Genomic DNA, 13038 nt, shown 5'->3' on the forward strand with positions numbered 1-13038 from the left:
GTAATTAAGAGTGCGTCATGTCTGACAACAGCCAGAAAAAAGTGATCGTCGGGATGTCCGGCGGCGTCGATTCTTCCGTATCCGCCTGGTTACTGCAACAGCAGGGCTATCAGGTTGAAGGCCTGTTCATGAAGAATTGGGAGGAAGACGACGGCGAGGAGTATTGCACCGCCGCTGATGATCTGGCTGACGCTCAAGCCGTGTGTGACAAGCTCGGCATGAAACTGCACAAAATCAACTTCGCCGCTGAATACTGGGACAACGTGTTCGAACACTTCCTGGAAGAGTACAAAGCGGGCCGCACGCCAAACCCCGATATTCTGTGCAATAAAGAGATTAAATTTAAAGCCTTCCTTGAATTCGCGGCTGAAGATCTCGGTGCAGACTTCATCGCCACCGGCCACTATGTGCGCCGCGCCGATGTGAATGGCACCAGCCAGTTACTGCGCGGTCTCGACGGCAATAAAGATCAGAGTTACTTCCTCTACACCCTGAGTCATGAGCAGATTGCGCAAAGCCTGTTCCCGGTAGGTGAGTTGGAGAAACCCGAAGTCCGTCGTATCGCTGAAGAACTGGATTTGATCACCGCGAAGAAAAAAGACTCGACCGGCATCTGCTTTATCGGCGAGCGCAAATTCCGCGACTTCCTTGGCCGTTACTTACCTGCGCAGCCGGGTGAAATCGAAACCGTTGAGGGTGAGATTGTCGGTGAGCATCAGGGTCTGATGTATCACACGCTGGGCCAACGCAAAGGATTGGGTATTGGTGGTCGCAAAGAGAGCAACGACGATCCCTGGTATGTGGTGGATAAAGACGTGGCGCGCAATCGTCTGGTGGTGGCTCAGGGTGCGGAACATCCACGCCTGATGTCTGTGGGTCTGATTGCTCAGCAACTGGATTGGGTCGATCGCCAAACAATGACGGCCCCGCTGCGCTGCACGGTGAAAACCCGTTATCGCCAGACCGATATTCCATGCGAAATTATCCCGCTCGATGCCGAGCGTATTGAAGTGCGTTTTGACGAGCCGGTTGCGGCCGTCACGCCTGGCCAGTCGGCCGTATTTTATCTGGGTGATGTTTGCCTCGGCGGCGGCATTATTGAACAGCGCCTGCCCCTGGCAGAAGCCTGAGGTCGGCGCTGCCGACGCGATGACAGGAGTTAAGCGTGGCTAAGAACTATTATGAGATAACGCTCGCGCTGGCGGGTATTTGTCAGTCCGCGCATCTGGTGCAGCAATTAGCGCACCAGGGCAGTTGCAACAATGCCGCATTAACCGTGTCGCTGCGCAGCCTGCTGGATCTGAACCCCGGCTCGACGCTGGCGGTCTTTGGCAATGATGAAGCGAATCTGCATCTCGGTCTGGAATCGCTGATGGCGGTGTTGAACAGCGGCAGCCGTCAGGGCGCGGGAGCTGAACTGACACGTTACACCCTGAGCATGATGGTGCTGGAACGCAAACTGCACGGCAACAGCGCAGCACTGAACACGCTCTCTCAGCGCATTGCCCAGCTTGATCGCCAACTCGCGCATTATGAGCTGGAATCAGAAACTATTACCAGTGCCATGGCGGGGATTTATGTCGATGTGATCAGCCCGCTGGGTCCGCGCATTCAGGTCACCGGTTCGCCGCAGGTATTACAGAATTCTCAGGTACAAAGCAAAGTACGCGCTACCTTGCTGGCAGGCATTCGTGCCGCTGTGTTGTGGCAGCAGGTTGGCGGTGGCCGCCTGCAGCTAATGTTCTCGCGCCAGCGTCTGCTGCGTGAAGCCAAAACCATTTTATCCCGGCTGGGCCCGGCGTATTAAGCGCCACCCTGCCCTAATTTGTTAACGATTCAGGAGTTGCACTGATGGAATTATCCTCTCTGACCGCCGTCTCACCTGTCGATGGCCGTTATGGCGATAAAGTCAGCCCGCTGCGCGCCATTTTCAGCGAATACGGTTTGCTGAAATTCCGCGTTGAGGTTGAAGTTCGCTGGTTACAGAAACTGGCTACGACCGCAGAGATCAAGGAAGTTCCTGCATTTGATGCTGACGCAAACGCTTTCCTTGATGCCATTGTCGCCAATTTCAGCGAAGAAGACGCGGCGCGCATTAAAACCATCGAACGCACCACCAACCACGACGTTAAAGCGGTTGAGTACTTCCTGAAAGAGAAAGTGGCCGATATCCCTGCGCTGCATGCGGTATCCGAGTTCATCCACTTCGCCTGTACTTCTGAAGATATCAACAACCTGTCGCACGCGCTGATGCTGGAAACCGCTCGCCGTGATGTCATCGTGCCTTTCTGGAACAAAATTATCGATGCGGTGAAAGGTCTGGCGCAGGAGTATCGTGATATTCCGCTGCTGTCGCGTACGCATGGCCAACCCGCTACGCCATCCACCATGGGTAAAGAGATGGCTAACGTCGCTTACCGTATGGAACGTCAGCTGCGTCAGTTGAGCAAAATCGAAGTGCTGGGCAAAATCAACGGCGCGGTCGGCAACTACAACGCCCACATCGCTGCGTATCCGGAAGTGGACTGGCATCAGCTGAGCGAGCAGTTTGTCACCTCACTGGGCGTCACCTGGAACCCGTACACCACACAGATCGAACCGCATGACTACATCGCAGAACTGTTTGATTGCATCGCGCGTTTCAACACCATCCTGATCGACTTTGACCGTGATATCTGGGGTTACGTAGCTCTCAATCACTTCAAGCAGAAAACCATCGCGGGCGAAATTGGTTCTTCCACCATGCCGCATAAAGTGAACCCGATTGACTTCGAAAACTCAGAAGGCAACCTCGGTCTGGCGAATGCGGTGATGCAGCACCTGGCGAGCAAACTGCCGGTTTCCCGCTGGCAGCGCGATCTCACCGACTCTACCGTACTGCGTAACCTCGGCGTCGGCGTGGGCTATGCGCTGATCGCTTATCAGGCGACGTTGAAAGGTATCTCTAAACTGGAAGTGAACCGCGATCGTCTGCTGGACGAACTGGATCACAACTGGGAAGTGCTGGCCGAGCCGATCCAGACCGTGATGCGCCGCTACGGTATCGAGAAGCCATACGAAAAGCTGAAAGAGCTGACGCGTGGCAAACGTGTAGATGCAGCCGGTATGCAGGCCTTCATCGACAGTCTCGAACTGCCGGAAGAAGAGAAAGTGCGTCTGAAGCAGATGACACCGGCCAACTATCTCGGCCGCGCCATTCAGATGGTTGATGATTTAAAATAATCATTAAGGGTGTGCCTGCGCGCACACCCTACCCTTTCCCTCAGGCAGTCGAGCACCAGCAAATCGGCAAGTGCATCAATCCCTTGTTGCCTGTGTCCGAAATGAATGCTCGCCGCTTTTTGCTGCTGTCGTTCAAACAATGACAATCAAGTGTTGTTCTCTTGTTTAGCTCGCTTAACATATACTCTTGCCATCATCACTGAGTTTGAAGGTAAGGAAATTCTATGCGTGTTCTGGTTGTGGAAGATAATGCACTGCTGCGTCATCATCTCGCCGTGCAGTTACGTGAAATGGGTCATCAGGTGGATGCTGCCGAAGATGCCAAAGAAGCCGACTATTTCCTGCAGGAACACATTCCCGACATTGCGCTGGTCGATTTAGGCTTGCCTGATGAAGATGGCATGTCGTTGATTCGTCGCTGGCGCGGCGATGCTGTGCGTCAACCGATTCTGGTGTTGACGGCACGTGAAGGCTGGCAGGCTAAAGTGGAAGCACTTGAAGCCGGTGCCGATGACTACGTCACCAAACCTTTCCATATCGAAGAAGTCGCTGCACGTTTGCAGGCGCTGATGCGTCGCAACAGTGGACACGCTTCGCAGATCATTGCGATGCCGCCGTTCCAGGTTGATCTGTCACGTCGCGAAGTCACCGTCAATGATGCACCGGTCAAACTCACCGCCTTTGAGTACACCATTGTAGAAACCTTGATCCGCAACGCCGGAAAAGTGGTCAGCAAAGATTCGCTGATGCTGCAACTCTATCCCGATGCCGAACTGCGCGAGAGCCACACCATTGATGTTTTGATGGGACGCCTGCGTAAAAAGATTCTTGCGCTCCATCCGACCGAAGTGATTAACACCGTGCGCGGCCAGGGCTATCGCTTTGATCTCTGATTTATGAATTGGCTGAATCGCTTACGTCCTTTCTCATTACGCGCCCGGTTTTTACTGGCGACTGCCGCTATTGTCCTGTTTCTGTCGCTCTCCTACGGCATGGTAGCCGTAGTCGGCTATGTGGTGAGTTTCGATAAAAACACCTATCGCGTGATGCGCGGCGAGAGCAACCTGTTCTTCACCCTGGCGCAATGGCAAAACAACAAGCTGACCATTGCCCAGCCAGAGCGGATGACGCTCAATTTCCCGACGCTGGTGTTCATCTACGATGAACACGGCAAGTTGCTGTGGCAGCAGCGTGATGTGCCTGACATCCGCAAAAACATTCGGCGTGAGTGGCTGCTCAAGCCCGATTTTTATGAAATTGACACCACAAATCGCACCAGTCTGGCCGCCATCGGCAACAACTCCGAGGTCAAAGAGCGGTTACATCAACTGGACAGCGACAACAACGACACCTTTACCCACTCGGTCGCCGTCAACCGTTACGATGCCACCACCAACTTACCGGCACTGACCATCGTCGTGGTGGATTCCATCCCTCAGGAACTGCAGCACTCGGATGTGGTGTGGTCATGGTTTAGCTATGTGCTGGCAGCAAACCTGCTGTTAGTGATTCCGCTGCTGTGGCTGGCCGCGCACTGGAGCCTGCGCCCTATTGGTGATTTAACCGCGCAGGTGCGTGAACTGGAAACGGGTCATCGCGAGAATCTGGATGACAATCCACCGCAGGAGTTGCGCAGCCTGGTGCGAAATCTCAACCTGCTGCTGACCAATGAGCGCCAGCGCTACACGCGTTATCGCACCACCCTGTCTGATTTAACGCACAGCCTGAAAACCCCGCTGGCGGTGTTGCAGAGTACCTTGCGCTCCCTGCGCAGCGGCAAGGAGCTCACCGTGGAGCAGGCCGAGCCGGTGATGCTGGAGCAGATTAGCCGTATTTCACAACAAATTGGCTACTACCTGCATCGAGCCAGTATGCAGGCCGATCATAATCCGCTGCAGCGCGATCTGCATTCGGTGTCGGCACTACTGGATAGCCTTTGCTCGGCGCTGAATAAGGTTTATCAGCGCAAAGGGGTCGAAATCACCCTGGATATCTCCCCCGAGTTGACCTTTATCGGCGACCAAAATGACTTTATGGAAGTGCTGGGCAATGTGCTGGATAACGCCTGCAAATACTGCCTGGAATTTATTGAGGTCAGCGCACGACAAACCGATAAGGCACTGCATCTGTTTATTGATGATGACGGCCCCGGCATTCCTGAAAGCAAACGCGATCTGATCTTCGTGCGCGGTCAGCGTGCCGATACGTTACGTCCCGGCCAGGGCCTTGGCTTAGCCGTGGTCCGCGACATCCTCGAACAATACGCCGGTAAGGTGATCGCCAGCACCAGCCCACTAGGCGGTGCCCGCATGGAAGTGATTTTCCAGCGTCAGGAAGTTGAACATCACCGCGAGTAGAAAGGCCTGCGGGCTGTTATACTTGCCTGCATTCATGGCCCTAACCGGAACACTCGTATGGACTATCAGCTCGATATTAACTGGCCCGACTTTATTCAGCGCTACTGGCAAAAACGTCCGGTGGTGCTCAAGCGTGGTTTTAAAAACTTCATTGATCCCATTTCTCCTGATGAGCTGGCGGGTCTGGCGATGGAAAACGAGGTGGACAGCCGCCTGGTGAGCCATAACAACGGCAAATGGCAGGTTAGCCATGGTCCGTTTGAAAGCTATGATCATCTCGGCGAGAGCAACTGGTCGCTGTTGGTGCAGGCGGTTAATCACTGGCATGAACCTTCTGCTGCCCTGATGCGCCCGTTCCGCTTCCTGCCTGACTGGCGCATTGACGATCTGATGATCTCTTTTGCCGTTCCGGGCGGCGGCGTAGGCCCGCACTTCGACCAGTATGATGTGTTTATCATTCAGGGCACCGGCCGTCGTCGCTGGCGCGTAGGCGAAAAAGTGCCGATGAAACAGCACTGCCCGCATCCCGATTTGCTGCAGGTTGAGCCGTTTGACGCCATCATCGATGAAGAGATGGAACCCGGCGACATTCTGTACATTCCACCAGGATTCCCGCATGAAGGCTATTCGCTGGAAAATGCCATCAACTATTCGGTCGGCTTCCGTGCACCTAACGGTCGTGAATTGATCAGTGGCTTCGCTGATTACATGCTGGCGCACGAATTAGGCAGCTATCGTTTCAGCGATCCGGATGTGCCGTCGCGTGATTGCCCGTCACAGATTTTGCCTTCTGAAGTGGAAGGAATTCGTCAGGTGATGCTGGATGTCATTAATCAGCCAGAACAGTTTAATCAGTGGTTTGGTGAGTTTATCTCACAGACACGTCACGAACTGGATATCGCACCTCCTGAGCCGCCGTATCAGCCTGATGAGATTTACGATGCGCTGCAGCAAGGCGATGCGCTGACACGTCTTGGTGGCCTGCGCGTGTTAACGCTGGGCGATGCGGTGTTTGTGAATGGCGAGCGCGTGGCGTGCAGCCACCCGGAAGTGCTGGCGGCACTGGCACACAATCAGGTGTTAACGCTGGAAGATTTCGGCGCTGCGCTGGACGATCCGTCGCTGCTGGCTCAGCTTGCGGCGCTGGTCAACAGCGGCTACTGGTTCTTTGGTGAGTAATCTGTTGCGCTAAAATCGCGCCTCTTTATCACGGCGCGATTTACCACAGGTGTTAGCCGCGACAGAGACGCTGTTGACTGCGCCGCCACGTAAGATATTGATAAAAGGCCTGCTTAGCAGGCCTTTTTCATACTATTTCTTCTCTGCTGCCAGCGCAGACAAGCGCACAATCACATCCACCGCCTGCGACATCACATTTAATGACGCGAACTCGTGTTTACCGTGGTAGTTATAGCCGCCGGTGAACAAGTTCGGGCAAGGCAAGCCTTTCCACGATAGCGCAGAGCCGTCGGTGCCACCGCGAATCGGCTTCACCACCGGTTCAATCCCGCAATCACGAATGGCCTGCAGCGCCAGCTCAATAATCTGCGGATGTGGCTCAACTTTCTCACGCATATTGCGGTAGCTGTCGCTAATCTCTACTTTCACTGAGCATTCAGCCTGCAGCCCCTTCCCAACGCGCGCAGCAATCTCTTCCAGCAGCTGTTTACGCTGTTCATAACTGTCGGCGTCGAAATCACGAATCAAATACATTAACTCGGCATGCTCAACCGTGCCTTTGATGGTATGCAGATGGAAAAAGCCTTCATAACCGTCGGTGAACTGCGGTTTTTCTTTGGCGGGCAGCTCGGCGTGGAAACGCATCGCCAGATCCAGTGCATTCACCATGACGTTTTTCGCACTGCCAGGGTGCACGTTATTGCCGGTGATTTTCACCATCGCGGTTGCTGCATTGAAGTTTTCAAATTCAAATTCGCCGAGATCGCTGCCATCAATGGTGTACGCCCAGTCCGCTGCAAAACCTTCAACATCGAAATGAGAGGTTCCGCGTCCAATCTCTTCATCTGGGGTAAACGCCACACGAATCGCGCCGTGCGGAATATTCTCTTTCACCAGTCGCGCCATCGCCGTCATGATTTCAGCGATACCCGCTTTATCATCTGCGCCCAGCAAGGTTTTGCCATCGGTGGTGATCAGCGTATGGCCAATCAGCTTGTGCAGAATCGGGAACATCACCGGCGAGAGAATTTCGTCACCGTTGCCCAGCGCAATATCGCCGCCACGGTAATTTTCGATAATCTGCGGATTGACATTTTTAGCGGTGAAATCCGGTGACGTATCCATATGCGAGATAAAGCCGATCACCGGGGTCGGCCAGTCAACGTTGGCGGGCAAAGTGCCCATCACGCAGCAGTGATCGCTCAGGGACACATCAACAAATCCCAGTGCAATCAGCTCTTCCTGTAACTGACGCGCCAGCGTCCACTGCCCTTCACTGCTGGGCACCTGACGCGCCTGCGGTTTTGACTGAGTTTCTACGGCCACATAACTGAGAAAACGCTCAAGTAATTGATCCATTTGTCATCCCTCTAAAGAACCTGCGTTATTATCATGGCGCGTGAGGCGCGCCATGTTGCGTCAAATCATTATCCTTCAGGTTAGCGTTCTCAGCGCAAAGTGCTTAACCATGTATCGTCTTACTTATACAGCCCGCGTAGAAAGGTATGCACAAAATCCGGTACCACCTCACTGGCCAAGCCGTACTGGCTTTCCGCGAACTCATTGCCCACCTGACTCGGCTCCAGATTAAGCTCAACGGTATGCGCACCCTGCAGTTTTGCTTCATGCACAAAGCCGGCGGCGGGATAGACATGCCCGGAGGTGCCAATGGCGATAAACAGATTGGCTTTCTCGATCGCCTGATAAATCTCTTCCATGCCGAGCGGCATTTCTCCAAACCACACCACATGCGGACGGAGTCGGGCCGGGAACTGGCAGCAGGTGCAACGATCGTCCGGCTTAACATCTTCCGTCCAATCCAGCACCTGACCACTGCTTTCACAGCGCACTTTTAGCAATTCACCGTGCATATGCAACACGCGCTGACTGCCTGCCCGCTCATGGAGATTATCGATGTTCTGCGTCACCAACAGGAAGTTGTCGCCCAGCACCTGTTCAAGTTCGGCCAGCGCTTTGTGCGCGGCATTTGGCTGAATCTCCGGCTGTTGCAACTGACGGCGGCGCGCATTGTAGAATCCTTGCACCAGATCGGGATTACGATGAAATCCTTCTGGTGTGGCAACATCTTCAACCCGATGCTCTTCCCATAATCCGTCGGCAGCGCGGAAGGTTTGAATGCCTGACTCGGCGGAGATGCCAGCGCCGGTCAGTACCACGACGCGCGGTTGCGGGTGCGCAGCCAGTTCAGCTTTGCGATCGCGTTCAAAGATGCGCTGGCGAAAGCGCTGATGCACTTTGCGGCGATTTTTCTTGTCGCGGGCGAGTCGTAGGCGGCGGCGCGGTATGCGCATAAAAGCTCCTTATGCTGCGGTGGTTGTCACCGCATGTCGGGTGTTTGGCTCGGGATAATGGTTCCCGATAATAGCGGCTGCGCATGACGGCTGCATGCCACAGACGCTGAAAATGTGCGCAGCCGCGAAGGCGGCTGCGTTTTTTATCATTACTGTCCGCTCAGTACGCGAGCCGGATCGATTCGACTGGCACGCCGCGCCGGATACCAGCTGGCAATCAGGCTGAGCAGGATGGCGGTCACCAGCACCGAAATCACATCAATCCAGTGCAGCTCCGATGGCAGGAAATCAATGAAGTAGATATCCCCCGCCAGCAACTGATGACCGGTAAGGTGCTCCAGCCCACGCACGATCGGCGTCAGGTTGAGCGCCACCAGCACGCCCACCACCACGCCGCTGATGCTGCCGAGCAATCCGGCCAGTAAGCCATACCAGATAAAAATGGCGCGGATCAGGCCATCTTTGGCGCCCAGCGTGCGCAGCACCGCAATATCACTGCTCTTATCTTTCACCGCCATTACCAGCGTCGAGACGATATTAAAACACGCCACCCCAATCACCAGCACCATCGCCAGATACATAATCGCGCGGATCATCTGGATATCGCGGTACATGTAACCGTAGGTGCCAATCCAGCTCTTGATATAGACATAGGAATGCGTGGCTTCACCCGCATCGCGCACCAGTTTTTGCGCCTGGAAGGGATCGCTCATCTTCAGCGCGATGCCACTGACGCTGTCGCCCATATCAAGATATTTTTGCGCATCCGCCAGCGGCACCAGCGCCAGGCTATGATCCAGCATGCCGCTGAGTTGCAGAATGCCTGATACCTGCAGACGAATACGTTTCGGTTGCAGCAGCTTATTTTCACCGTCATTGTTCGGGATCATGATGGTGATCCAATCGCCCTGTTTCACGTTGAGCGATTTGGCAATGCCACCACCGAGGATGATCTGCTGTTTATCTGCGCCGAACTGCTGCCACGCATCGCCATCGACAAAGCTCGGCAAAGCGCTCAGACGTGATTCCTGTTGCGGGTCGACACCCTTCACCTGCAACGCCTGCATCTTCGCGCCGCTCTCAATCAAGCCGGTAAAGTTAATGTAAGGCGCCGCTGCAGCGATACCCGGCACCTTTTCAATCGGTGCGATCATCGGCTGCCAGTTGCGGAAAGGCTGATTCACCGGCTCGATTTCACCGTGCGGTACCACGGCCAGAATGCGCTTGTTCAGCTCGCGTTCAAAACCGTTCATCGCGCTCAGGCCAATAATCAACACCGCAACACCCAGGGCGATGCCGATGGTCGAGATGATGGAGATCAGTGAGACCATGCCACCACGCCGCCGACCGCGACTGAAGCGCAGGCCAAGCAGCAGGGATAATGACGAACCCATCAGATGGCTCCCAGCGTCAGATGCTCGCTCAGCTGACCGTCGCGCATCTCCATCTGGCGATTCAGACGTTTAGCCAGATTCAGATCGTGCGTCACCACCAGAAATGCGGTGCCCTGCTGCTGATTCAGCTCGCCCAGCAGTTTGAAAATCGCATCGGCATTACGCGCGTCCAGGTTACCGGTCGGTTCATCCGCCATCACCAGGCGCGGACGGTTCACCAGCGCACGCGCGATTGCGACACGCTGACGCTCACCGCCCGACAGCTCAGAAGGACGATGCGCAGCGCGTTTTTCCAGTCCGACCGCTGCCAGCATTTCCAGCGCGCGCGAGGCGGCCTCCGCTTTTGCGGTTTTGCCAATCAGCAATGGCATCGCCACGTTCTCCAGTGCCGTGAAGTCGGGCAATAGATGGTGGAACTGATAGATAAAGCCCAGCTCGCGGTTGCGCAGTTCGGCTTTGGCAGCAGAAGACATCGCATTCAGTGATTTGCCGTCGAACACCACGTCACCCGAAGTGGGCGCATCGAGGCCGCCGAGCAGATGCAGTAGGGTACTTTTACCCGAGCCGGAGCTACCAACGATGGCCGTCAGTTCGCCTGGCTGCAGGCTAAAAGCCACATTGCGCAGCACATCGGTCTGCACGCTGCCTTCTTGATAGCGTTTGCACAGGTCACGACACTGCAACAAAGGGGTATTACTCATAACGTAAAGCCTCAGCGGGTTGAACGGCGGCAGCGCGCCATGACGGATAAAGGGTTGAGAGCAGCGCGACGATCATCGAGACCAGCGCAATCGTGACCACCTGCCAGACGTTGATATCAACCGGCAACGCCGCGCCATCCAGGAACAGGCCAATCACTGGCATCAAATTATTCAGCTGGCTGGCGAGCAGCACGCCGAGCAGCGTACCGAGCAAGGTGCCGATAATGCCGGCACTGGCGCCCTGCACCATAAACACCGCGACGATCTGTCGGCGGGTTAAGCCCTGCGTTTGCAGAATCGCCACTTCACCCTGCTTTTCCATGATCAGCAGACCGAGTGAAGTAATGATGTTAAACGCCGCTACCGCGATGATCAGACTCAGCAGCAGCCCCATCATGTTTTTTTCCATGCGTACCGCCTGGAACAGATCGCCTTTGCGCTCGCGCCAGTCTTTCAGCGTCAGGCCATCCGGCAGGTGCTGTTCACTGAAGGCATCCACATTCAGCGGTTTATCCAGCCACAAACGCCAGCCGGTGATGTTACCCAGCGGATAGCGCATCACGCGGGAGGCATCCTGCTGATTCACCAGAATCTGATAGGCATCGACTTCGCTGTTGGCAGCATAGGTGCCTGCGACGGTGAAGATACGCTGGCTCGGCAAGCGGCCCACCGGCGTAAACTGGCTCACCGTCGGCACCATCAGACGCAGCTGGTCGCCACGTTTAACGCCCAACTGAGACGCCAACTGTTCACCGAGAATCATATTGTATTGGCCCGGTTGCAGCACGTTCTGTTGCGTGTTCACAAGATAAGGGGTGAGCGGGTCTTGTTCGTCCGGGTTGATGCCCAGCATCACGCCCACTGAGACATTGCGCGCGCTTTGCAGCACCACATCAGCGGTGGTCAGCGGGGCCACACGCGTGACGCCCTGCAGTTTGAGGCTCTCCGCCGTCACCTGTTGTGGATTGATGCTGCCTTTGTCGCTGGTGACCAACGCTTGCGGCATCAGGCCGAGGATATTGCCCTCCAGCTCACGCTCGAAGCCGTTCATCACCGACAGTACGGTGACCAGCGCCAGCACGCCCAGCGTGATACCGATGGTGGAAAGCCAGGAGACGAAGCGACCGAAGCGGTCTGAGGCACGTCCACGCATGTAGCGCAAACCGATGAATAACGCGACTGGTTGATACATGAGATCCGTCTTGGCAGTTGCCTGAAAATAAGTAGTGGGATGATAAAGGAGCAGCCCTGTTTATGAAACCTCTAACCCTCTGAGTCTGTGGCAAAGTTGCATCCAAATACGTCGCAATCTGCGTCAATGCATAAAATTGCGACAAAATAATGATACTTATTGTGCGTTTATTAGGCATACCCTGCGGTAGACTTCTCCATGTAGCACAAATTTATGTCCAGCCGGCACCGCAGTATGCCCATTTAATCAGCACCGCAGTCAGCCCAAAGATTTCGTGCTGTGGCAAGGCGGCAAGCTTGCTAATCCCCAGGAGCTTACATCAGTAAGTGACTGGGGTTAGCAGGCGCAGCCAACGCCGCCACGGTGCGAAAGATGCCGGGCGAAAAGGAGTATACCCATGTTCAGATTTCCGAAGGGCAGTATCGTGAAACACAAATCGGGAGAAATCAGAGGCGAGATCGTCAACGTCTTTGAACAGGGAGATGCGGCAACCGGCTATTACGTGAAGTGGGACGACGGCAACCACAGCTATCATCTGGAAAAAGAGTTGTCCTGGGCTAACGTCGATCGTCCGCGCATGCACTACACACAGCAATCAAGTAAGTGACCGGGGTTCGCAGACGCAGCCAACGCGGCCACAGTGCGAAGTATGAAGGGCGATGAGAAATAGCACCGCGACAG

12 protein-coding genes are annotated in these 13038 nt (G+C 55.1%); 7 read left to right on the forward strand and 5 right to left on the reverse strand.

The annotated features are described in order from the left end of the window. Positions 1-17: 17 nt before the first annotated feature. The 6 genes from mnmA to RT340_RS01850 all read left to right on the forward strand — a co-directional run bounded on the left by mnmA (position 18) and on the right by RT340_RS01850 (position 6758). Positions 18-1130 carry a tRNA 2-thiouridine(34) synthase MnmA gene (gene mnmA / locus RT340_RS01825; RefSeq protein WP_097119196.1) on the forward strand — a complete coding sequence of 371 codons (1113 nt, stop codon included), beginning with the start codon at positions 18-20 and terminating at the stop codon, positions 1128-1130. A 35-nt stretch (positions 1131-1165) separates the two neighbouring features. Continuing rightward, a complete protein-coding gene (gene hflD / locus RT340_RS01830) occupies positions 1166-1807 on the forward strand; it encodes a high frequency lysogenization protein HflD (RefSeq protein ID WP_034822031.1) in 642 nt (213 codons plus the stop codon). Between the two features lie 44 nt (positions 1808-1851). Further along, entirely contained in the window at positions 1852-3222 is a 1371-nt protein-coding gene (gene purB, locus RT340_RS01835; protein WP_097119194.1) for an adenylosuccinate lyase, read from the forward strand. A gap of 224 nt (positions 3223-3446) precedes the next feature. Then, positions 3447-4115, forward strand: a complete 669-nt coding sequence (phoP, locus tag RT340_RS01840) for a two-component system response regulator PhoP (RefSeq protein ID WP_034822036.1) — start codon at positions 3447-3449, stop codon at positions 4113-4115. A 3-nt stretch (positions 4116-4118) separates the two neighbouring features. Next, positions 4119-5579, forward strand: a complete 1461-nt coding sequence (gene phoQ / locus RT340_RS01845; RefSeq protein ID WP_058962308.1) for a two-component system sensor histidine kinase PhoQ — start codon at positions 4119-4121, stop codon at positions 5577-5579. Positions 5580-5636: 57 nt separating this feature from the next. After that, positions 5637-6758: a cupin domain-containing protein gene (locus tag RT340_RS01850; protein WP_313373741.1), complete on the forward strand. Its 1122-nt coding sequence runs from the start codon at positions 5637-5639 to the stop codon at positions 6756-6758. 132 nt (positions 6759-6890) lie between these two features. On the opposite strand, the gene pepT is transcribed toward RT340_RS01850, so the two are convergent. The 5 genes from pepT to lolC all read right to left on the reverse strand — a co-directional run bounded on the left by pepT (position 6891) and on the right by lolC (position 12357). Next, entirely contained in the window at positions 6891-8117 is a 1227-nt protein-coding gene (gene pepT, locus RT340_RS01855; RefSeq protein ID WP_038647552.1) for a peptidase T, read from the reverse strand. Between the two features lie 119 nt (positions 8118-8236). Further along, entirely contained in the window at positions 8237-9070 is an 834-nt protein-coding gene (gene cobB / locus RT340_RS01860; protein ID WP_034822045.1) for a Sir2 family NAD+-dependent deacetylase, read from the reverse strand. Positions 9071-9219: 149 nt separating this feature from the next. Then, positions 9220-10464, reverse strand: coding sequence for a lipoprotein-releasing ABC transporter permease subunit LolE (gene lolE / locus RT340_RS01865; protein ID WP_038647554.1), 1245 nt, complete (start codon positions 10462-10464; stop codon positions 9220-9222). After that, entirely contained in the window at positions 10464-11165 is a 702-nt protein-coding gene (gene lolD, locus RT340_RS01870) for a lipoprotein-releasing ABC transporter ATP-binding protein LolD (RefSeq protein WP_034822051.1), read from the reverse strand. The genes lolE and lolD overlap by 1 nt, the downstream gene beginning before the upstream one ends. Next, entirely contained in the window at positions 11158-12357 is a 1200-nt protein-coding gene (gene lolC / locus RT340_RS01875) for a lipoprotein-releasing ABC transporter permease subunit LolC (protein ID WP_313373747.1), read from the reverse strand. The genes lolD and lolC overlap by 8 nt, the downstream gene beginning before the upstream one ends. 397 nt (positions 12358-12754) lie before the next feature. Here lolC and RT340_RS01880 point away from each other — a divergent pair, with 397 nt between their 5' ends. After that, positions 12755-12964, forward strand: coding sequence for a hypothetical protein (locus RT340_RS01880; RefSeq protein ID WP_034822057.1), 210 nt, complete (start codon positions 12755-12757; stop codon positions 12962-12964). Positions 12965-13038: the final 74 nt, after the last annotated feature.

Source organism: Pantoea sp. CTOTU50773 (genome assembly GCF_032082325.1).
Classification (GTDB): domain Bacteria; phylum Pseudomonadota; class Gammaproteobacteria; order Enterobacterales; family Enterobacteriaceae; genus Pantoea; species Pantoea communis.